General features: G+C 45.5%; 20 protein-coding genes. All 20 read right to left on the bottom strand.

The window, feature by feature from the left end:
• Window positions 1-17: 17 nt before the first annotated feature.
• Window positions 18-2642, bottom strand: a complete 2625-nt coding sequence (gene metH, locus OZ660_RS05370) for a methionine synthase (RefSeq protein WP_274742814.1) — start codon at window positions 2640-2642, stop codon at window positions 18-20.
• A gap of 8 nt (window positions 2643-2650) precedes the next feature.
• A complete protein-coding gene (locus tag OZ660_RS05365; protein WP_274742813.1) occupies window positions 2651-3718 on the bottom strand; it encodes a homocysteine S-methyltransferase family protein in 1068 nt (355 codons plus the stop codon).
• Between the two features lie 3 nt (window positions 3719-3721).
• Window positions 3722-4660, bottom strand: a complete 939-nt coding sequence (gene metA / locus OZ660_RS05360) for a homoserine O-acetyltransferase MetA (RefSeq protein ID WP_274742812.1) — start codon at window positions 4658-4660, stop codon at window positions 3722-3724.
• 109 nt (window positions 4661-4769) lie between these two features.
• Window positions 4770-5204: a DUF2802 domain-containing protein gene (locus OZ660_RS05355; RefSeq protein ID WP_274742811.1), complete on the bottom strand. Its 435-nt coding sequence runs from the start codon at window positions 5202-5204 to the stop codon at window positions 4770-4772.
• Between the two features lie 63 nt (window positions 5205-5267).
• Window positions 5268-5759, bottom strand: a complete 492-nt coding sequence (locus OZ660_RS05350) for a chemotaxis protein CheW (RefSeq protein ID WP_131092554.1) — start codon at window positions 5757-5759, stop codon at window positions 5268-5270.
• A 17-nt stretch (window positions 5760-5776) separates the two neighbouring features.
• Entirely contained in the window at window positions 5777-6577 is an 801-nt protein-coding gene (locus tag OZ660_RS05345) for a chemotaxis protein CheW (protein ID WP_274742810.1), read from the bottom strand.
• Window positions 6578-6583: 6 nt separating this feature from the next.
• Window positions 6584-7348, bottom strand: a complete 765-nt coding sequence (locus OZ660_RS05340; protein WP_159623467.1) for a ParA family protein — start codon at window positions 7346-7348, stop codon at window positions 6584-6586.
• 25 nt (window positions 7349-7373) lie between these two features.
• A complete protein-coding gene (locus tag OZ660_RS05335) occupies window positions 7374-8504 on the bottom strand; it encodes a protein-glutamate methylesterase/protein-glutamine glutaminase (RefSeq protein WP_274742809.1) in 1131 nt (376 codons plus the stop codon).
• A 26-nt stretch (window positions 8505-8530) separates the two neighbouring features.
• Window positions 8531-10768: a chemotaxis protein CheA gene (locus tag OZ660_RS05330; RefSeq protein ID WP_274742808.1), complete on the bottom strand. Its 2238-nt coding sequence runs from the start codon at window positions 10766-10768 to the stop codon at window positions 8531-8533.
• Between the two features lie 12 nt (window positions 10769-10780).
• Complete coding sequence (locus OZ660_RS05325) at window positions 10781-11536, bottom strand: protein phosphatase CheZ (protein WP_202264202.1); 756 nt, start codon at window positions 11534-11536, stop codon at window positions 10781-10783.
• Between the two features lie 34 nt (window positions 11537-11570).
• On the bottom strand, window positions 11571-11954 hold the full coding sequence (gene cheY, locus OZ660_RS05320; RefSeq protein WP_012517682.1) for a chemotaxis response regulator CheY: 384 nt from the start codon (window positions 11952-11954) through the stop codon (window positions 11571-11573).
• 36 nt (window positions 11955-11990) lie between these two features.
• On the bottom strand, window positions 11991-12722 hold the full coding sequence (locus OZ660_RS05315; protein ID WP_202264200.1) for an RNA polymerase sigma factor FliA: 732 nt from the start codon (window positions 12720-12722) through the stop codon (window positions 11991-11993).
• Window positions 12719-13585 carry a MinD/ParA family protein gene (locus OZ660_RS05310; RefSeq protein ID WP_159623477.1) on the bottom strand — a complete coding sequence of 289 codons (867 nt, stop codon included), beginning with the start codon at window positions 13583-13585 and terminating at the stop codon, window positions 12719-12721. Before OZ660_RS05310 ends, OZ660_RS05315 begins: the two co-directional genes overlap by 4 nt.
• 5 nt (window positions 13586-13590) lie before the next feature.
• Window positions 13591-14991, bottom strand: coding sequence for a flagellar biosynthesis protein FlhF (flhF, locus tag OZ660_RS05305; RefSeq protein WP_274742807.1), 1401 nt, complete (start codon window positions 14989-14991; stop codon window positions 13591-13593).
• Window positions 14992-15020: 29 nt separating this feature from the next.
• Window positions 15021-17117, bottom strand: a complete 2097-nt coding sequence (gene flhA / locus OZ660_RS05300) for a flagellar biosynthesis protein FlhA (protein ID WP_274742806.1) — start codon at window positions 17115-17117, stop codon at window positions 15021-15023.
• 136 nt (window positions 17118-17253) lie between these two features.
• A complete protein-coding gene (flhB, locus tag OZ660_RS05295) occupies window positions 17254-18378 on the bottom strand; it encodes a flagellar biosynthesis protein FlhB (protein WP_274742805.1) in 1125 nt (374 codons plus the stop codon).
• Window positions 18379-18579: 201 nt separating this feature from the next.
• On the bottom strand, window positions 18580-19359 hold the full coding sequence (fliR, locus tag OZ660_RS05290) for a flagellar biosynthetic protein FliR (RefSeq protein ID WP_274742804.1): 780 nt from the start codon (window positions 19357-19359) through the stop codon (window positions 18580-18582).
• 12 nt (window positions 19360-19371) lie between these two features.
• Complete coding sequence (gene fliQ / locus OZ660_RS05285; RefSeq protein WP_131092542.1) at window positions 19372-19641, bottom strand: flagellar biosynthesis protein FliQ; 270 nt, start codon at window positions 19639-19641, stop codon at window positions 19372-19374.
• Window positions 19642-19649: 8 nt separating this feature from the next.
• Window positions 19650-20360, bottom strand: a complete 711-nt coding sequence (gene fliP, locus OZ660_RS05280; RefSeq protein ID WP_446698968.1) for a flagellar type III secretion system pore protein FliP — start codon at window positions 20358-20360, stop codon at window positions 19650-19652.
• Window positions 20361-20400: 40 nt separating this feature from the next.
• Window positions 20401-20844 carry a flagellar biosynthetic protein FliO gene (gene fliO, locus OZ660_RS05275; protein ID WP_274742802.1) on the bottom strand — a complete coding sequence of 148 codons (444 nt, stop codon included), beginning with the start codon at window positions 20842-20844 and terminating at the stop codon, window positions 20401-20403.
• Between the last annotated feature and the right edge of the window lie 24 nt (window positions 20845-20868).

Here is a 20868-nt window from a genome sequence, read left to right as displayed (position 1 = left end):
TGTATTATCAAATTCCGCTAGTCACTTAAATTGGGGCCAAGCCATTTTTCGGCTTCTTCCAGCGTCCACCCTTTGCGCTTTGCATAATCTTCAACCTGATCAGATTGAATTTTTGCTACCGCAAAATATTTGGCCTCAGGATGAGCGAAATACCAACCAGATACTGAAGCTCCTGGCCACATAGCAAAGCTTTCTGTAAGTTTCATACCTGTATGGGCTTCTACCGATAGCAAATCCCATATCAGCTGCTTTTCAGTATGCTCAGGGCAGGCCGCATAACCGGGCGCCGGTCTTATGCCGCAGTATTTTTCACGTATCAGCTCTTCGTTACTGAGATCTTCATCAGCAGCATACCCCCAATAGTGCTTGCGCACTTGTTCATGAAGGTATTCTGCAAATGCTTCTGCCAGCCTGTCGGCTACCGCTTTCACCATGATACCGTTATAGTCATCGCCGGCATCAATATACTGCTGAGCCAATTCATCTTCACCAATACCACCTGTGACAGCAAACGCGCCCACAAAGTCTTCAACGCCACTTGCTTTGTCAGCAACAAAATCTGCTAGGCAGTAGTTTGCAAACTTATCTTTTAGTGTTTGCTGACGAAGATGATGAGCAACACCTTGAAGCGTGCTGCGTGTTTCATCAGCGTAGATTTCTATATCATCACCCACGCGATTAGCAGGAAAAAGACCAATCACACCTTTCGCTTTAAGCGAGCCTGACGCTATTACTCTATCTAACATAGCGTTGGCATCGGCAAACAATGACGTGGCTTGTTCACCAACCACTTCATCTTGAAGAATACGAGGATATTTACCCGCCAATGACCATGTGAGGAAAAATGGCGTCCAGTCGATATACTGTCGAAGTACAGATAAATCCGCCGTTACCGGGGTTACACCTAGCGCATTTGGCTTAACTGGTGGCGTCGAAAAATCAGGCTTGAAAGCGTTATCTCGGGCCTGCGCCAAAGTAACAGGTTTGCTTCTTGGCTTTTTACGCGCATGTTGTTCGCGAACAGTGTCATACTCTTTGGCTAATTCGGCTGCATAGACATCTCTAGACGTCTTATTAAGTAAGCGCTGACATACCCCAACAGCGCGACTTGCATTAGGCACATATACCACTGGCGCATGATAATTCTGCTCTATTTTTACCGCAGTATGCGCTTTCGATGTCGTGGCACCGCCGATAAGCAGCGGTATTTCAAAGCCTTGTCTTTCCATTTCTTTGGCCACATGTACCATTTCGTCGAGCGATGGCGTAATAAGACCAGACAAACCTATCATGTCTACATTTTCGTCTTTTGCGACTTGTAAAATCGTTGCCGCTGGCACCATAACGCCTAAGTCGATGACTTCGAAATTATTACATTGAAGTACTACACCAACGATGTTTTTCCCTATGTCGTGAACATCACCTTTCACCGTCGCTAGCAAAATCTTACCGTTACTCTTCGCATCATCTGACTTTTCAGCTTCGATAAAGGGCTGTAGATGCGCCACCGCTTTTTTCATTACACGGGCCGATTTAACGACCTGTGGCAAAAACATTTTCCCCTCACCAAACAGGTCACCAACCACATTCATGCCGTCCATTAGTGGACCTTCAATAACATGTAACGGGCGTTCGGCCTGTTGGCGCGCTTCTTCAGTATCTTCGACGATGTAGTCGGTAATGCCCTTTACCAGCGCATGCTCTAAACGTTTATTGACGTTCTGCTCGCGCCAGCTCAAATCTTCTTTTGCCGCCGCTTTGCCATCACCTTGATAGTTTGGTGCAATATCCAGCAGGCGCTCTGTCGCATCACTGCGTCGGTTTAGAATGACATCTTCAACCGCATCGCGCAGTTCAGCAGGTATTTCATCATACACCTCGAGTTGACCAGCGTTAACAATCGCCATATCCATTCCTGCGCGTATCGCATGGTACAAAAACACCGAATGCATTGCTTCGCGAACCGGATTATTACCGCGGAATGAAAAAGAAATATTCGACAAGCCGCCTGAGATATGTGAATACGGACATGTTTGTCTAATAACACGAGTGGCTTCGATAAAATCTACAGCATAGTTATCGTGCTCTTCAATACCGGTTGCTACCGCAAAAATATTGGGGTCGAAAATAATATCTTCAGGTGGAAAACCAATTTCTTCAGTTAACAACTTATAGCTGCGCTGACAAATTTCGATTTTACGCGCTTGCGTATCAGCTTGACCGGTCTCATCAAATGCCATAACAACCGTCGCTGCACCAAAACGCTTAATCTGCTTAGCTTGACTTAAAAACTGCTCTTCGCCCTCTTTAAGCGAAATAGAATTAACGATAGCTTTACCTTGAACACACTTAAGGCCTGCTTCAATAACCTCCCATTTCGATGAATCAATCATAATAGGAACGCGACTGATGTCAGGCTCAGAAGCAATAAGGTTCAAGAAGGTGATCATGGCCTGCTTAGAATCAAGCATCGCCTCATCCATGTTGATATCGATGATCTGTGCACCGTTTTCAACTTGCTGCCTAGCAACATCAAGTGCTGCTTCATAGTCGCCTTCTAAAATAAGACGTTTAAATCGCGCCGAGCCTGTGACGTTGGTACGCTCGCCGATATTAATAAAGGTAGAAAATTCTGCGCTCACATGGCCTCCTAATGTACAAACGGCTCTAGGCCCGACAGACGCATTTTGGGTTCAAATTCAGGAATACGGCGCGGTTCCACGCCTTCTACTGCTTGCGCAATTTTTCGAATATGATCAGGTGTACTACCGCAACATCCGCCCACAATATTCACCAAGCCCGACTGTGCCCACTCTTTTAGGTGTTCGGCCATTTCAGGGCCTTCCATGTCGTACTCACCAAACTCATTCGGTAGGCCAGCGTTAGGGTGTGCTGAAATTAGGCATTCACTGATGGCCGCTACTTCATCAACATACTGTCTTAGTAAATCAGGGCCAAGTGCGCAGTTGAGACCAAATGAGAACGGGTTAATGTGGCGCATTGAATAGTAAAACGCCTCAGCAGTTTGTCCTGATAACGTACGACCAGACGCATCGGTGATGGTGCCTGACACCATCACTGGCAATGATATACCCAACTTATCGAAAACCGTTTCAACTGCGTAGGCGGCGGCCTTTGCATTAAGCGTATCGAAAATAGTTTCCAGCATGATAAGGTCAACACCGCCTTCAATAAGCGCTTCGGTTGATTCGCTGTACGCTTCTACTAGTTCGTCGAAGGTGACATTGCGTTTACCGGGGTCGTTAACGTCCGGCGATATAGACGCAGTTCGATTTGTTGGACCAAGCACCCCCGCAACATATCGCGGTTTATCAGGTGTTTTCGCAGTATATTCATCTGCCGCCTTTCGCGCTAAGCGTGCAGCCGCTAAATTAATATCGCGAGAGTGGGCCTGCATGTCGTAGTCTGCCATTGCAATCGTTGTGGCATTGAACGTGTTGGTTTCAATGATATCGGCACCCGCTTCGAAGTAGTCGCAATGTATTTGATAAATAATGTCAGGCTGAGTAATGACGAGTAAGTCGTTGTTGCCTTTAACATCGCAATGCCAGTCAGCAAATTGCTTACCTCTATAGTCGGCTTCTTCCAGTTTGTGACGCTGGATCATGGTTCCCATTGCGCCATCCAAAATAAGAATGCGTTTTTTAGCAGCCTCGCTGAGCGTTGCTCTAGCGCTAGAAACTATCTTGTGACTCACGTGCTACCTCTTTGGCTGTGATTTTTCAGCAAGCTGATTAAGATCATACGGGGTGGTCTGGTAAACGTAATAGTTTAGCCAGTTAGTAAACAACAAACTACCATGAGAACGCCATTGGACAATAGGCGATTTCGACGGGTCATCACCTTCAAAGTAGTTCTTGGGAATCGCGGGCGTCTGGCCCGCGGCGATATCTCTAAAATATTCGTCTTTAAGCGTTTCAGGGTCGTATTCAGGATGTCCCGTTACAAAAACCATGCGCTTATCATCTGATGCCACAACATAGGCACCCACCTCATCCGACTCTGCCACTACACTCAAACCGTCGACACTGTTGTACTGCCAAGTGTCAATATGACCGTAGCGAGAATGTGGCGCGTAAAACGAGGGGTCAAAACCACGTAATAGTTCATTATGAGGGTCATTAACCTGATGCTGATAGACGCCTGAGAACTTTTCTTTACGAAGCTGTCGCGTAATACCATAGAAGTGATACATGGCAGCATGGGCAGCCCAACATAAATATAGCGTAGAATTCACATGACGCTGTGCCCATTCGAGTATGGTGGTCATGGTATCCCAGTACTTTACTTCTTCATAATCAAGTAGTGCTAACGGAGCCCCGGTTACAATCAAGCCGTCGTATTTCTTATTCGCAACACTTGAAAAGTCATGATAGAAGGCGTCCATATGAGATTGTGGTGTATTCTTGGGCGCTTGATTGTCTATACGAATTAAATCGACATTTATCTGAAGTGGCGTATTAGATAGCAAACGAAGCAACTGTACTTCGGTTTCAATCTTATTTGGCATTAAGTTAAGTATGCCCACTTCAAGAGGTCGAATATCCTGATTTGCCGCTCTATCCATATCCATAGTGAATATATTTTCACCTAACAACACATTTTGTGCGGGCAATTGTTCAGGAATACGTATTGGCATAACAGGCTCCAGTCATAAAACACTATGACTGTATTGTGACTATTACCAAGAAGATGTCAACATCTTTACGTCTAGACGTCTAAACGCCCTTTTGAAGTAGTATGGTGCTTTATGGCGTTTGTCGATGAACCATCATCAACATTTCGGCTTCGGCACGAGGGATATCACAAGCTTCAATGATTTCATCAATGCTTGCCCCTTGTTTAACGAGTTCGGCTGCTCGCTGATAAAGCCTTAAGGAGGGGTCTTGCAGTTTCTGTTCACGAAGTTGATTTTCTAACTCCGTTTGTTTTTCATCTAACGATTGAAGGTGGCGGGTAATCACTAAACTTCGCGCCTGCGCTTCCGATTGCTGATTATTTGCACTATTAGCGAGGGCTTCAATACGCGAGAATTCAGCGCCATGAGATGTAGTCAGGTTATCTAAATCGGCGCGAAGACGGTTGTGCTTCACTGTCAAAAACCCAACCATCAACACAAGTATGCCAATGATCACTATCAGAATTAAGTCAATTGCGGTAGGCGCTACAAGCTGCCAATCCATGGGCATAAAACCTTTGAAGAAATGAAAAAAGGCACTAACAGTGTAAGTTAGTGCCTTAAATTACTAAATGTTACTTAGCTCATCCCATTCTTCATCGCTAAGCAGCTTATTCAGGTCAACAAGGATAAGCAGTTCGCCATCGCGGTTGCTCACTCCCTGAATAAATTTAGCGCTTTCTTCAGTGCCAACATTTGGTGCACTGTCGATTTCAGAAGATTTCAGGTAAACCACCTCAGCAACACTATCTACCAAAATACCGACCACTTGCTCGTCAGATTCGATAATGACAATACGTGTGTTGTCGGTAATTTCAGTGGGTGGCAACCCAAAGCGGGCGCGTGTGTCAATGACAGTAACCACATTACCGCGCAGGTTAATAATACCTAGCACATAATCAGGTGCACCGGGTACAGGGGCTATTTCGGTATAACGCAATACTTCTTGAACTTGCATTACATTAATACCGTAAGTTTCTTCACCTAAGCGATACGTTACCCATTGAAGGACTTCGTCGTTGCTGTCAGTGGCATTGTTATTTGTACTTTTGTCGCTCATGAACCTGGCTCCCAATACTATGGCGTCTGGTCGTTACTGCCTAAGCCTTTGTTAAGCATAGATATTAATTCTTCAACGTCAATTAACGCGCACATTTTTTCTTTAACCATCCCGGCTAACCAAGGACGCTTACCTGTGGACTCGCGCCATTTAACGTCATCACTTGTTAAACTGACCGTATTAACGAGCTTTTCACTCGCTAATCCCCACGCACTCTCACCTAACATTATAAGATATCGGTAGTTTAGCGATTGTGCGAGGTTTTCGTCATATTTTTCTGGCATTACCCATTTTGCTGAGTCAACTACATTCAGTTTAGACTCTCTGTACAACATTACACCCATAAACCAATCAGGCTTGCCGAATAATGGGCCAATTTTTTCAATCTGATGAATACCTCCAAGTGTAGTCAAAGGTACTGCTAATGTTAAACCTGCAACCTCAAAGAATAACGCTTGGAAATGAGAACCGAGACTATCCTTTAGTGGTATTTTTGCAGGCGCTACATATTCGCCCGCCTTTTCGTCTTCTTGAGAACGCGTTTCAGTGACGGGAACTTGCTCATCACTATGGCTACTTTCTTGTACTGGTTCCGCTAAAAATGAGGTAACGTCTTGTACAATTTTCTCTTGCTCGTCATCCACTGTATGAAAGCGCGTGGTAGCGCTTAATGCCTCTTCGGCCATTTTTTGGGATGCTTGCTCAAGCAATCTAGCCGTACGCGCAGTAACATCTTCCGGTGTTTCTGGCTCTTTTAGTAGGCTATCAAGATATGCCTCCATGACGTCTTCACGGGCAAAAGGCGATTGCTTGGTCATTCTTTGTTACTTCTCCAGCACTTTTAATAATTTTGCATAAGCCGATACACCGCGCGTCTTGGGATACGCCGCCGAAATTGGCAACTGAACTAAGCTTGCATCTCTGAAATGGGTATCAACAGGAATAACACCATGCCAAACCCGCTCGCCATAATCATTCATCAACCGTTTTCTTGATGCCAAAGCCGCGTTGGTGCGCTTATCAAACATCGTTGGAATGATAATGGTATCAAACGTTTTATCTAGTGAACGCCCCATTATTTCCATCGTGCGTATCATTCTATCGAGCCCCTTTAATGCAAGGTACTCGGTCTGCGTTGGCACTATTACCTTATGACAAGCCGCCAACGCATTCACCATCAAGACCCCTAACACGGGAGGGCAATCTATAATGGCTACGTCAAATTCGTTCTCTATTTTAGCGAGTGCTTTTTTCAACACTAGCCCCATTCCCTGCTCGCTCCCCATGGTTCTATCAAGCGTAGCTAGGGCCATGGTTGCAGGTAAGACATAAAGATTGTCGATTTTCGTAGGACTTAAACAGTCCATTACGTTATCGGCGGTTATGTTATTAGATTTAATAAAAATATCGTAAACAGAATGACTTGAAGCTTCAGCGTCGATACCAAAGTAATAGCTTAAGGAAGCATGAGGGTCGGTATCGATCATCAATACCCGCTTGCCTTTTTGCGCAAGCAACCCTCCAAGGCTTACCGTAGTGGTTGTTTTACCTACGCCGCCTTTTTGATTTGCTACCGTCCACACTTTCATGTCTATTATTCCATTACACGCTTGTCTAGCGCATTTCAGATTGTATACAGCTACTTATATCGTCGATATTGATACTCTTAGACGATATATTTTCTACCGCCACAGCTTGAGGCATGCCATATACGACACAAGAATCTTGATCCTGCGCCCAAATGGTCGCCCCTAAACCTTTAAGCGTGCGACAGCCTTCTCTTCCGTCTGCGCCCATGCCTGTTAATATTACGCCAAGTACATCACCGCCATAAGCGCGAGCAATTGAGCTAAACGTTAAGTCAACACTGGGTTTGTAACTTACTTTATCGGCAGCACTGGCTTCGACAATGGTAATCGTTTTGTTTACACCGGCAGATTCAATGATCATTTGCTTGCCACCCGGCGCTAAGTACGCGTGTCCCGGTTTAAGTACATCGCCAGTTTCGGCTTCTTTTACACTTATTTTGCAATTGGAATCTAAACGCTGAGCAAACGCAGACGTGAATGTACCCGGCATATGCTGAACAAGGACAATTGGATAAGGGAAGTCTGCAGGTAGCGGCGACAATACCTTCTGTAACGCGACAGGCCCTCCAGTTGATGCACCTATTGCTAAGCACTTATAGTGCTTGCCGCTTGGCCTTACCGAAGACACCGTTGGCTGTGTTGCCGCGTCTTTACGGCCAGACAACAAACCTGAACTTCTAAAAAAAGCCGGTTTAGGCGCATTTTCTGGAAGGCGTCTTGTTTCTACAGAGCGCATAACAGGGCGTTTAAGACCAACACCGCGTCGCGCAATAAGACGAACTTTTGTACACAATAAACGTGTCGCATCTTTTCTATCTTGCGCGATGTCTTCAAATTTCTTTGGCAGAAAATCGAGTGCCCCCGCTTCTAACGCATCAAGTGTGGCTTGCGCGCCATGATGGGTTAGCGAGGAAAACATCAGTATAGGAGTTGGACGCTTCTCCATAATGGCTTTTACCGCAGAAATTCCATCCATGATCGGCATTTCCACGTCCATTGTTATTACGTCTGGAGTGAGGGTTTCTAACTTCTCGAGCGCATCTCGCCCATTTCTCGCTTCGCCTACTACTTCCAACTCTCTATCGGCATCGAGAATTTCTTTCACTCGACGTCGATAGAAAGTAGAGTCGTCCACGACCAGGACTTTAAAGACCATGGATTACTTTTCCTATTATTACAGCCCTACTTTATGGGCTTACGGGCGTAACGCTTCAGTAGACTCGGTATATCCAATATAAGTGCAATACCACCATCAGATGTTATTGTCGCACCAGCCATACCCGGCGTGCCCTGTAAGAGCGCATCTAACGGCTTAATAACCACTTCTTCTTGACCAATTAATGCATCAACCACAAAGCCGACTTGCTGCGTTCCAATCTGTACCACAACAACGTGTCCTTTTTCTTTATCGATGTTCTTAGGACCACGAATCAGCCATTCCCCAAGGAAGAACAGCGGAATAGCTTTGGAGCGGACAATCATCGTCAGCTGACCATCAACCGTATTGGTTTTCTTGATGTCCATGTTAATAATTTCATTAACTGCACCAAGCGGTAACGCAAAGGTTTGTTTGCCTACCACAATCATTAAGGTTGGAAGTATGGCTAGAGTAAGCGGTACTTTGATGTCTAATCGCGTACCTTTACCAAGCTGCGAGTCGATATTAACGGTACCGTTTAGTTGGTTAATCTTGGTTTTAACCACATCCATACCCACACCACGGCCCGAAATATCACTAATTTCAGTTTTGGTTGAGAACCCAGGGGCAAAGATAAGATTAAAAGCTTCCACGTCTGACATACGAGCTGCAGCATCTGCATCAAGCACACCGCGGCTTATCGCAATTTCTTTAAGCTTTTCGGGATCCATACCTTTACCATCGTCTTCGATAGTAAGAAGGATGTGATCGCCTTCTTGTGATGCAGACAGCTGAACCGTCCCCATGCGCGGTTTACCGGCCGCTGCGCGGTCATCAGGCATTTCAATACCATGGTCCACTGAGTTTCTCACCAAGTGAACCAACGGATCGGCCAATGCTTCAACCAAGTTCTTATCTAGATCGGTTTCTTCACCAACCAACTCAAGGGTAATTTCTTTCTTGAGGCTTCGAGCGAGGTCGCGTACAACGCGGGGGAATCGACCAAATACCTTTTTGATTGGCTGCATGCGGGTTTTCATTACCGCGCCTTGCAAGTCGCCTGTTACAACATCAAGGTTAGCAATAGCTTTCGACATACTTTCGTCATTGCTATTAATACCCAAACTAATAAGGCGATTTCGAACCAATACCAACTCGCCGACCATATTCATAATCTGATCTAAGCGTTTGGTGTCAACACGCACTGTAGTCTCAGCCGGAGGTGCTGCTGGTGCGGCTTTTTTATCGTCTTTTTTGGGTGCTTCTTTCTTCGCTGCCCCAGCAGGCGCTGGAGCAGGAGCGGCTGCTGCAGCCTTTTGCGGCGCTGGACTAGCCTTAGGTGCTGCTGGCGCTTCGCTTTTCGCTTTGTTAATCGCGTCGGTAGCCGCTTTATCTACCACTGGCTCAGCGGGCGTTGACGATTGTTTGGTAGGACCTTGCCCCGAACCATGCAATTGATCAAGTAGCGCTTCAAACTCGTCGTCAGTAATTTCTTCATCGCTTGATGCAGATACCGGTGCCGCTGGCGCAGGTGCTGATGCAGGTGCTGCATCTTCGCTACCGCCAAATTGACCTTTACCGTGTAAATCGTCAAGAAGCGCTTCGAATTCTTCATCGGTGATGTCATCGCTATCACCGCCTGCGCTTGGTGCAGGTTCAGCGGCTTTCGCTGGCGCTGCCGCTTTTGGTGCAGACTGACCGGGAGCACTTGAACCATGAAGTTCATCTAGCAAGGCTTCGAATTCATCTTCAGTGATTTCATCAATGCCACCACCGTCACTTGACGACGATGTAGGCTCTGACTCTTCAATAACAAGTTCAGGCTCATCCTCAACCTCTGCAGGCTGAGTTGCACTGGGTGCAGTATCGCCAAAGATATTTTCGTCAGGAGATTCTGGGCGACTTAGTTTGTGTAATAAGTCGACAAGATGTGCATCTGCAGGTTCTAGAGGATCACGCGCTTTAACACGTTCAAACATCTCTACCACCACATCGGTGGCCTGCAAAATAATATCCATTAACTCCGGCGTGAGTGTACGTTGCCCGTTTCGCATAACATCGAAAACGTTTTCGGCCCCGTGGCATATTTCAACCAACTCAGTCAGGGATAGAAACCCTGCTCCGCCTTTAACAGTATGGTAGCCGCGGAAAATTGCATTCAGCAAATCCGCGTCTTCTGGATTGTTCTCAAGATCAACGAGCTGTTCTTGTAATTGTTCAAGTATCTCTCCAGCTTCTACTAGAAAGTCCTGTAATATATCCTCGTCAACATCAAACGACATGCGCCCGCTCCCCTAAAAACCTAAGCTAGACAAAAGATCATCTACATCATCTTGGCCAGAAACAACATCATCGCGATTTTCCGCGTCGATAATTGGGCCTTCCGCTTGTACACCATCATTTTTATCGGCCTTAACGCTAGAAGGTTTAGAATGTTCTGAACCGTCGCGCTCGCCAAACATGGTTAACATGTTTACTAGGCTGTCCTCGACTTCTTTTACCAAGTCGATAACGCGGCGAATTACCTGACCAGTTAAATCTTGATAACCCTGTGCCATCAATACTTCTGTCAGTAACTGTGTGAGCTTAGTTGATTGCTCTGCGCTTTCTTCAAGTAAGTTATCTAAATCTGCACAAAGCGCTTTGAACTCGCCTAATTCTATTTGGCGGCTCATTAGCTTTTTCCACTCAGGCATCACTTTCTCGATGCGCTCAGCGAGCGTTTCTGCAATTGGCATGCTCGCTTCTACTGCATCCATAGTAGTATTAGCAGCTTTTTCAGTTTCTTCAATGACGTATGTCAGACGAGACTGTGCATCAGGCATATCTTCGGTCGCAAGATTCTTAATGCGATCGTCAATCTGAAAATTATTGAGCGCATCATGAAGTTGACGCGTCAGTTTTCCTACTTCTGCAAACAGCTCAACATTCTCCTTCATTGAGGCTGCTTCAAGTAGCGCATTGGCAGAAGCGTTGTCACCCTCTTCAAGATAGGCAACAAGTTGTTTAGCTTCGTCCAATGTAATCGGAACGTTTACATTTGGTGACATCCAGTAAACCTCGTTTCTCTGGTGAGCGTCTGGATCAACCTAAACGTTCGAAAATTTTATCCAATTTTTCTTTTAATGTTGCAGCTGTGAAAGGCTTAACTACATAGCCATTTACGCCGGCTTGCGCTGCCGCAACAATTTGTTCTTTCTTGGCTTCAGCAGTAACCATTAGCACAGGCAAATGCTTCAGTTTGTCATCGGCACGAATAGCACGTAGCAAGTCAATTCCTTGCATGCCCGGCATATTCCAATCGGTAACGACAAAGTCAAAGTCGCCTTGCTGTAGCATTGGCAACGCCGTACTTCCGTCATCCGCTTCCTGGATGTTGGAGAAACCCAAGTCTTTAAGTAGGTTTTTGATGATACGTCTCATGGTAGAAAAATCGTCAACCACGAGAATTTTCATACTTTTATCCAAAATAGCCTCCAGTGAGGGGTTAATTGTTATTAATATCTATTCTTCGTCAGCTTGCCACGACTTCATTCGTGATTTGAGTTTTAACATGGCCTGACTGTGAATTTGGCTTACTCTCGATTCACTAACATCAAGTACTTCACCTATTTCTCGTAGGTTTAGCTCTTCATCATAGTATAAAGAAAGCACGATAGCTTCTCGTTCAGGTAATGTTGTAATCGCATGGGCTAACGCCTTTTGGAAAGCACCTTGCATCAAGTCTTCAAGTGGTGCGTCGCTACCCCGATTTTGTTCAGTCGAAATAACGTCCTCAGACACACCTAAATCTTCAATGCCAACCAACTTACCAGCATTTACTTCATTCAACATTTGATGATAGTCCTGCAAACTCACATTGAGTTTAGCAGCAATATCAGAATCTCTGGCATCGCGTCCAGTCTCGCCTTCTACTTGCGAAATGGCTTCTGTTATCGCGCGACCGTTGCGATGCACTGACCGCGGCGTCCAATCGCCTTTTCGAATCTCGTCCAGCATAGCACCGCGGATACGAATACCCGCAAAGGTTTCAAAGCTCGCACCTTTCGAGCCGTCAAAATTGCGAGCAGCTTCTAATAAACCAATCATGCCTGATTGAATTAAATCGTCAACAAGTACACTAGCGGGCAAACGCGCCATCAAGTGATGAGCGATACGTTTAACCAAAGGCGCATGTCGTTCGACTAACTGCGACTTATCGGTTTGTTGTTGATAAGCTGCTGCCTTGCTATTCAACGCTGATTTCCTACTGCTTTCTCTGCAACCAACTGTTCAATAAAAAACTCTAAATGACCACCTGGCTGAGCCGGGATTGGCCATGACAATGCCTTGTTAGCCAGTTGAGTAATTGCAACGGCAGCAGGCGAACCTGGGTAGGCATCGACGATAGCGGTTTGTTTGCGTACCGCTTTACGAATATTTTCATCAAACGGGACAGTTGCCACTAATTCTAGTGCAACATCCAAAAATCGACCTGTTACTTTACTTAATTTACTAAACAGCTCTTGCCCTTCCCGCACGTCGCGCACCATATTGGCGACCACTTTAAATCGAAACACACCGTGTTCGCGATTCAAAATTTTGATCAGCGCGTAAGCGTCAGTTAATGATGTAGGCTCGTCGCACACTACAACCATAATATCCTGCGACGCTTTAGAAAAGCTTAATACCATGTCTGAGATACCCGCTGCGGTATCGACGATGAGAACATCAATTTGTGAACGTAATTCACTAAAGGCGCGTATTAAACCCGCATGCTGAGTAGGTGATAACTCTGCCATTGACTGTGTACCCGATGTCGCTGGCGCAATCTTGATTCCATGCGGACCAGTGACGAGTACCTCATCAAGCGTGCATTCACCCGATAATACGTGAGAAAGATTTTTCTCGACGCGAAGACCTAACATCACATCGACATTAGCCAGACCTAGGTCTGCATCGAGAACCATTACACGCTTACCCTGCTTAGCCATAGCAATGGCGGTGTTTAGTGTAATATTTGTTTTACCGACGCCACCTTTACCTCCGGTGACGGCAATAACTTTGATTAACCTTGATTGCTTCATTTTTCTTAAGCTACTCGCTTGGTCGTCAATCATACTGCTTATGCTGTTTTAATGGCGTTGTTACTACTAGTATGATTCAAACCGTACTTTTTATAAAGCTTTGCAGCAGCAGAAACCAAAGATTTTGCTTCTGCAATCTTAATGTCTTCTGGTACTTTTTGCCCATCGGTGACATAACTAACCGGTAACTGGTACTCAACTGCAGCACTAAGCACCTCTCCTAAAGAGTAGCACTCATCTAACTTTGTGAAAATACAGCCACTTAGTTCAATTTCATCATACGCTTTAATTATTCTTTGCAGTGCAGGATATTGTGTATTTGCCTGCGCTACCAAATATTTTTTCACTTGTGGCATTTGACCATTGTCAAATTGCTTAATTTGTTTAATCAAACGGCTATCTCGCTGACTAAACCCTGCTGTATCAATCAATACTAGACGCTTGTGACGCAGTTGGAAAAGTAAATCTGCTAACTCTTCGCTGGTTTGTGCTTTTCTTACTGTACAGCCAATTATCTTTCCGTAAGTAGCCAGTTGTTCAAACGCAGCTATTCTGTACGTATCAATGGTGATCATTGCCACTGATTCTGGGCCGTACTTTTGGGCATATCGCGCAGCCAATTTTGCTACCGTGGTTGTCTTTCCCGTTCCAGTAGGACCCACCAATGCAACAGCGCCTTGTGCGGTAAGTATATCGTTACCTGTTACATTTATGCGATTAGCCAATAGGTTAAGAAGGTAAACCCACGCTTCGCGCTCATTGTAGTGAGCAGGCGTGTAATTTATTAGCTGAGTCGCAAGCGCATGACTTAAACCCATATCGGTTAAACGCGTTATCAAATATTGATGAACGGGTTTTTGACGCTTATTCTTCGCTTCCATCAAATCAGCCACCTGATATTGCAAGACGTTTCTTAGCGAGGCGAGTTCTTCTTTGATTTGAGCAAGTTCGTCTGATTGATTAGGCGCAGTTTCATCTATGCTTGATGCTTGATGTGAAGGAAACGCATCTGCTTGCTCATAGCGGCTCGCACGGGATTGAGGTTGAGGCTGAGCAGCTTCAACTTCATCAATAAAGTCATCAGAAAAGTTAAGGTGCGATGCAATTTCATTAGCATGCTGCGCATTGGCAGAGGTATCTTTTTGGCTTTGCGGCTGAGCGCTTGAACCATGTTGCTTTTCAAGTAGCGCTTTTAAACTGTCTGGGCCGTCATCACCGATGATTTCACTTAAGCTAGGAACAGCTTTCTGACCGGGCGCTTTAGAGGCGGGTTTTGGCACTGACAACTTAGCCTCTGGCTCTTTATCGTAAGCTGCAACAAGCTCAATACCGTCAGCCACTTTGCGGTTTGACATGATAACCGCATCGCTACCCAACTCAGCTTTTACTTGGCTTAACGCCTCACGCATATCTTTGCCGAAGAAACGTCTTATTTTCATTGCAACCTCTCCAATCGCTCAGTGTCAGATTATTGACCGACCGAACTGACTATTTTTATCTGCTTATCATCAGGCACTTCTTGGTACGAAAGTACGTGGAGCCCAACAACTGAATACTTTAAGAAGCGTGACAGCACAGGTCTTAGCATGCCTGACGTCAGCAATACCGCAGGTTCGCCTTCGAGCTCCTGCTGCTGACTGGCTTGTTGCAATGATTTTTGCAACTTGTCTGCTAGTCCTGGCTCTATGCCAGCACCATCTTCACCGCCCGCTTGAAGAGACTGGTGCAACATCTGTTCCAACTCTGGCGCCAAGGTTATGACAGGTATCTCTTTGGCGCCTTGTGTAATCTCTTGAACAATCAGTCGTTTCAACGAAATACGTACTGCAGATACCAGTACATCAGGGTCTTGGCTACGCGTACCATACTCACTTAAAGTTTGAACAATAGTACGCATATCACGAATTGGTACGCCTTCGAATAGCAACGTTTGCAATACTTTAACTACGGTACTAAGCGGTAAAATATCCGGCACCAGTCCTTCAACAAGTTTAGGATGCTGTTTTGCCAACATATCAAGAAGTTGCTGAGCTTCTTCATGACCTAATAGTTGATAGGCATTATTAGTCAGAAGCTGACTCAAATGGGTTGCCACAACCGTTGCGGCATCGACCACAGTATAACCGAGTGTTTGAGCATGCTCGCGCTTATTCGGTTTTATCCATACAGCATCGAGCCCAAAAGCGGGATCTTTCGTTGCGCGTCCTTCAAGCTTGCCGAACACCTGCCCTGGATTAATCGCAAGCTCCTCGTCGTGACTAATGAGTGAGTCGCCAATGGTCACGCCGAGCATGGCAATAGTGTAAGTATTTGGTTCTAAATCGAGGTTATCGCGAATATGTACAGGAGGAATAAGAAACCCGAGTTCTTGCGACAATTTTTTACGCACGCCTTTAATGCGTGTTAATAACTCGCCACCTTGTGACTTATCGACAAGCGGGATAAGGCGATAGCCAACTTCTAACCCAATGGTATCGACTTGCTGTACATCATCCCAACCCAGCTCTTTGACTTCTGGCGCAACGGTTTCATCCTTAACCACGTCAGGGACTTTAGGCTCGGCAGCTTTTTTCTTCTCTTGTAGTGATTGCCAATAAGCAAAGCCTGCAATCAAAAAAGAGAAACCAAGAAACGCAACGTGGGGCATGCCAGGAATAATACCCATAACAAAAAGTACACCAGCGGCAATATACAAGGCTTGATTATTACCAAGTTGACCACGTATCTCTTTGCCCATCTCCTGAGTTTCGTTTTCACGAGTAACGATAATCGCGGTTGCGACTGACAAAAGTAGCGATGGAATTTGCGCGACAAGACCGTCACCGATAGTCAGGATAGTGTAAATTTCAATGGCGTTTCCAAATGTAAGATCATGCTGAATCATACCAATGAATAACCCACCAACTATATTGATGAGCATAATGAAAAGGCCCGCTACCGCATCGCCTTTTACAAATTTTGACGCACCGTCCATCGAACCGTAAAAGTCGGCTTCTGCGGTAATTTCTTCACGACGTTGGCGCGCTTGATCTTGGTCGATATACCCAGCGTTCAAGTCAGCATCAATTGCCATTTGCTTACCTGGCATAGCATCAAGAGTAAAGCGAGCACTTACTTCTGAAATACGACCTGCACCTGCGGTTACCACTTTAAAGTTGATAATGAGCAAGATAGCAAACACCACGATACCCACCGCATAGTTACCGCCAATAACCACCGCGCCAAATGCTTCAATTACCTTACCGGCAGCGTCGCCGCCTTCGTGTCCATATAGGAGTACTACACGGGTAGATGCCACGTTAAGCGCCAGTCGCAAAACGGTCGCAATAAGGAGTACTAAAGGGAAAATACCAAAGTCGACAGGACGCTGTGTAAGCACCGCGACCAATATGATGACAAGGGAAAGTGCAATATTAAAACTGAAGAGTACGTCTAACAAGAACGGCGGCATAGGTAGAATTACCATGCCCATAATTGCCAAAAGTACGATTGGCGCACCTAAACCACTGGTAAAATTTTGCAGCTGATTTTTGTCGAAACGCTGAAGATAACCGGATAACTGCATCGCTTACTGTCTCACTATCAGAAAATTGACGCTTTTCACTATTCTGATAGGAACATTTCAACTAACGTGCCAGCTTTGATGAATAGCTACCACAGTCGCGTTGGATAAATAAAACGACGGGAATCCCCCCTAGAAATTACCGCCTGTATTCAGGTGGTATAGGCAAATCCCGTTTGAGTGGTCTGGGTCGTTTCCCCTTACCAGCGCGGTGCGCTTTAAGCTGATAAACATGGGCAAGCACTTGCGCCACTGCCATAAACAGCGCATTAGGTACTTCTTCATCGACTTCGGTAGAGTAAAAGATAGCACGAGCAAGCATAGGCGAAGGGATAAGAGGGACATCGTTTGCGGTAGCAATTTTTCTTATATGCATGGCAAGTTCATCAGCCCCTTTCGCCACGACAACAGGGGCGCGGTTGCCGCTTTCATCATATTTTATAGCAACCGAGAAGTGCGTTGGGTTAGTTACTACCACGTCGGCTTTTGGGACTTCCTGCATCATGCGTTTAGTGGCAGCTTGATACTGCAAACGACGAATACGGCCTTTAACCATAGGGTCGCCCTCGGCATTTTTGCGCTCGTCTTTAACCTCTTGCTTGGTCATTTTCATTTCTTTGTTGTGCTTATACATCTGATATGGCACATCAATAATGGCAATGGGGATCATACCGCAAGCAAGAATAAGAAATGCCCACTTAAGCATATCAAGGGCGTGAAAGATATTGCCGGGATACAACTCCATATCAAGGTGGAGTGCTTCATCTTGAAAGTACAATAGCGCCCCAATGGCCATGCCAATAATAAGCACAACTTTGGCGATGGACTTGAGTAACTCAACCAAGCCATTCATGCCAAACATGCGCTTAAACCCTTGGATTGGGCTCATTTTGGACCCTTTGGGTTTCGCTCCTTCCCACGTAAAGTTATAACCACCAAGGGCTATTGACCCATAAATTCCCGCTATCATGGCCACGACCATATACAGCAGAACAGGCGCACTTATAGTAGAAAAGGCTTCGCCCCATGCACCGAACATATGGGTAGTGTCATAGGTTTCATCGCGAGAAAGAATAAACATGCGCTGTGTCAGTTTAAACACCGACTCGGCTATCCAGCCGCCGAGAAACAGGAACATGAAAGCACTCACCACTAATACTAGGGTGGTTGAGAGTTCACGGGATCGCGCAATCTGCCCTTTTTTCCGGGCATCATCGAGTTTTTTCCCCGTGGGGTCTTCTGTTTTTTCGCTTGAATCTGCCATTTGTTTGCTCTATTTGCCTTTGTTGCGATAGGAGCAGAGCAACTTACAAGCACGCTGTAAACCCATCCTTGGGCGCTCTGCCACCGCATCCATGCGGTGGAAGGCTTGCAAGTCGCCCCGCTCCTCTCGACTAGTTTTTCATTTAGCTTGCTCGCAAACCTGTCATTTTCCGCGAACAATTTCTACCGCGACTTGTCTTATTTAAGGACAAATATTTAATAGCTCACACATAAACTGTTCAGCGCGAAACCATTGGGTTTCAAAGTGAGCGGTAAAATTATCGAGTGTTATCCAAATAATAATTAACCCCATTACCTGAGCAATCGAGAAACCAATACTAAAAATGTTGAGCTGTGGCGCCGCTTTGGTCATAACGCCAAACGCCAAATTTACAATAAGCAACGACACAATAGGCGCGAGGGATAAGGTCAATGCCGATACGAACATCCAGCCAGCCCAATGTGCAATGTCTCTGAATTGCTCACCTGTCCACCATGCTTCACCAATAGGAAACGCCTCGAAGCTCATCACAATCATATGGATCATGGATAAGTGGCCGTCAAGCGTCCAAAACAACAGCGTCGCTAAAATAAGATAAAACTGACCTACCGCTGGTACGTTAATACCATTAACTGGGTCGACAATCGAGGCAAAGCCCAAACCGGTTTGCATAGCAATAACTTGACCGGCTAGTACAAAGGTGTTGAGAACCATCATAGAAATAAAACCAATAGCAACACCAATGACAAGCTGCTGAATAACCACCACAAACGTACCCACATCGACCAAATTATTAATCGGAGACGGTGGAACAACGGGCATGATGATTAGCGTCAGCATAATACCCAACAGTGCACGTACCTGTGGTGGAATCGACTTAGCACTTAACCCAATCATAGCAACGAATAAGCCACTAATACGCATAAACGGAAGCAGCATGTCGGCTAAAAATTGGTTAATAACGGATAGTTCAACGTCCACGTAAGAAAAGCCTTAACCCACAACTTGTGGAATTAAATCAACCATGCGAAACGTAAAGTCCATGAGCTGCTGTACCAGCCAGTTGCCGCCCCAACTGAGAGCCAACAAGGTCACTAATAGACGAGGCAGAAAGCTCATTGTCTGTTCGTTAATACTGGTTGCGGCTTGAAATACCGCTACAACAAGACCAACAATAAGGCTCGGTACAATTACCGCCGACACGAGTACAATTACCATGTACATTGCCTCACGGAGTATTTCGACAAAGACTTCTGGTGACATAAGCCCTCCTAGACGCCCATACCGAAACTGGTGGCAAGGGTACCGAAAATAAGATTCCACCCATCAACTAACACAAACAACATAAGTTTAAACGGCAGCGATACAATCATGGGTGACAACATCATCATACCCATTGCCATTAGAATTGACGCTACAACTAAGTCTATGATCAGAAATGGAATGAACAACATAAACCCAATTTGAAAGGCAGTCTTTAATTCACTGGTTACAAAAGCTGGGATTAAAATAGTTAAGGGGACCTCTTCAGTATCGGCATATTTGCCTTCATCACCAGCAATGCGTACAAAGGTCTCCAAGTCTTTTACGCGAGTTTGCGATAGCATAAACGCACGCATAGGCCCTTTGGCCTGTTCAAATGCCTCTTTACTGGTCATAGCCTCATTAAGGTAGGGTTGTAATGCTCTTTCGTTCACCTCTTCAAACACCGGCGCCATAATGAACATAGAAAGAAACAAGCTTACGCCAATGAGGATCTGATTTGAGGGTGACTGTTGTAACCCGATAGCCTGACGTAAAATGGACAACACCACGATAATGCGCGTAAACGAGGTCATCATCATGATAAATGCAGGTATTAGACTTAGCGCTGTCATGATAAACAACGCTTGTAATGTCATGCTGTAGTCTTGGGTCCCATCAGCATTGGTGGTAACGGTAACGGCAGAGATACCTTGTTGTGCGTATACTGGCTCTACCATGAAAAAAAGAGCAAATACGGCAAAAGTTAACAACGCAAACTTACGCATCGGAAGATTCGTCCTTTTGATTTTTCTTATTGATATCAGGGTTCAATTTGCCTGCCATCGCAGCGACCAACTTTTGTTTAAAGGCGTCACCGCCCCCTGCTGCAGTTGTCCCCATCCCTTTTGAAGGTACGTCCAGGTTTTTCTCCAACTTGCTTAAATGGGAGATATTGTGACTGGTAACGCCGATAAGGTGCTGTTCATCCCCAACTTGAATGACCATGATTTTTTCTTTGGCACCAGCCACCATGCTTGCTACCACTTTCATTTGCCCACTGCCCATGGCGGTGACATTAAACCGACGCATTATATAAGCAAGCGCAAAAATAATAGCGACGACCAGTAAAAGCGATAGAAAAATTGACAGTACCGATGTGGGATTGGTAATGGATTGGGTAGATTGGGCGCCAGCAACTTGGCTAAATAACAGGGGCAGCATTGCGCAACCCCTTAGTAAATAAGA

This window comes from Alteromonas sp. 009811495, from assembly GCF_028865455.1.
Taxonomy (GTDB): domain Bacteria; phylum Pseudomonadota; class Gammaproteobacteria; order Enterobacterales; family Alteromonadaceae; genus Alteromonas.
This window is presented reverse-complemented; position numbering and strand designations above follow the sequence as displayed.

Coding starts and splice junctions, on each gene's coding strand:
- metA (WP_274742812.1), bottom strand. CDS start 4,660: ATGCCAATACGTATTCCTGAACAATTGCCCGCACAAAATGTGTTGTTA.
- OZ660_RS05355 (WP_274742811.1), bottom strand. CDS start 5,204: ATGGATTGGCAGCTTGTAGCGCCTACCGCAATTGACTTAATTCTGATA.
- OZ660_RS05350 (WP_131092554.1), bottom strand. CDS start 5,759: ATGAGCGACAAAAGTACAAATAACAATGCCACTGACAGCAACGACGAA.
- OZ660_RS05345 (WP_274742810.1), bottom strand. CDS start 6,577: ATGACCAAGCAATCGCCTTTTGCCCGTGAAGACGTCATGGAGGCATAT.
- OZ660_RS05340 (WP_159623467.1), bottom strand. CDS start 7,348: ATGAAAGTGTGGACGGTAGCAAATCAAAAAGGCGGCGTAGGTAAAACA.
- OZ660_RS05335 (WP_274742809.1), bottom strand. CDS start 8,504: ATGGTCTTTAAAGTCCTGGTCGTGGACGACTCTACTTTCTATCGACGT.
- OZ660_RS05330 (WP_274742808.1), bottom strand. CDS start 10,768: ATGTCGTTTGATGTTGACGAGGATATATTACAGGACTTTCTAGTAGAA.
- OZ660_RS05325 (WP_202264202.1), bottom strand. CDS start 11,536: ATGTCACCAAATGTAAACGTTCCGATTACATTGGACGAAGCTAAACAA.
- OZ660_RS05310 (WP_159623477.1), bottom strand. CDS start 13,585: ATGATTGACGACCAAGCGAGTAGCTTAAGAAAAATGAAGCAATCAAGG.
- flhF (WP_274742807.1), bottom strand. CDS start 14,991: ATGAAAATAAGACGTTTCTTCGGCAAAGATATGCGTGAGGCGTTAAGC.
- flhA (WP_274742806.1), bottom strand. CDS start 17,117: ATGCAGTTATCCGGTTATCTTCAGCGTTTCGACAAAAATCAGCTGCAA.
- flhB (WP_274742805.1), bottom strand. CDS start 18,378: ATGGCAGATTCAAGCGAAAAAACAGAAGACCCCACGGGGAAAAAACTC.
- fliQ (WP_131092542.1), bottom strand. CDS start 19,641: ATGTCACCAGAAGTCTTTGTCGAAATACTCCGTGAGGCAATGTACATG.
- fliP (WP_446698968.1), bottom strand. CDS start 20,360: ATGGTAGAGCCAGTATACGCACAACAAGGTATCTCTGCCGTTACCGTT.
- fliO (WP_274742802.1), bottom strand. CDS start 20,844: ATGCTGCCCCTGTTATTTAGCCAAGTTGCTGGCGCCCAATCTACCCAA.